2 protein-coding genes are annotated in these 631 nt (G+C 46.3%); both read right to left on the reverse strand.

The genetic code is table 11. From position 1 onward, the window contains the following. Positions 1-478 (reverse strand): type IV conjugative transfer system protein TraE (gene traE, locus ACFFNX_RS52585; RefSeq protein WP_378213893.1); only part of this gene is annotated, 478 nt, incomplete at its 3' end. A gap of 21 nt (positions 479-499) precedes the next feature. After that, positions 500-631: a type IV conjugative transfer system protein TraL gene (gene traL, locus ACFFNX_RS52590; protein WP_077761874.1), complete on the reverse strand. Its 132-nt coding sequence runs from the start codon at positions 629-631 to the stop codon at positions 500-502.

Raw genomic sequence — 631 nt, forward strand, 5'->3', positions numbered from 1 at the left:
CAGTAAAAGGTTCGGAGTTACCAATCCATGTTTTCCGAATTCCACGGATTTCCACACGACCATACTGAGGCCAGACACGGACACTGGTCTGGAAAAAAGCAGAATTCACGTTATCTTTTTTAATGAGTTTCGCTTCTTCAGCCAGAATAACTTTCATCTGGTTCTGTGCACCCGGGCGGATATATTGCAGAAGCGCCTGATGTGAAGCATCGACGATTTCCGGTGAGACATTCAGACGGAGGGCAATAAATGACAGCGCCATCTGCTGCAAATAAGAGGCATCGGCACTGTTCTGTGACACGGCAAAGGGCACATTAAATCCCATTGGGGTCACGGCAGTGCGTTGCTCATTCTGAAGACGGTAGTTATTCACCCCCTGAATGAGGTTAACAGAGAGGCTGAGAACAATAAGCACTGACATAAATATAAAGGCGATGGCCATTACACGACTGGTACTTAAACGGGCACCGTGTTCCATATAACAATCCTGGTATCAGTTCTATTTAATCCACTGCCGGAAACACGAATCGGGAACATTATGAAAAATACCGCGCAGCAGGGCTGTTGGCATATACCAGTAAATCAGGTCACGTAACCAGGAACTGCCCCGCCCTTTTTTCAGTTTTTTAAT

It is taken from the genome of Actinoallomurus acaciae, assembly GCF_042429965.1.
GTDB classification, from domain to species: domain Bacteria; phylum Actinomycetota; class Actinomycetes; order Streptosporangiales; family Streptosporangiaceae; genus Actinoallomurus; species Actinoallomurus acaciae.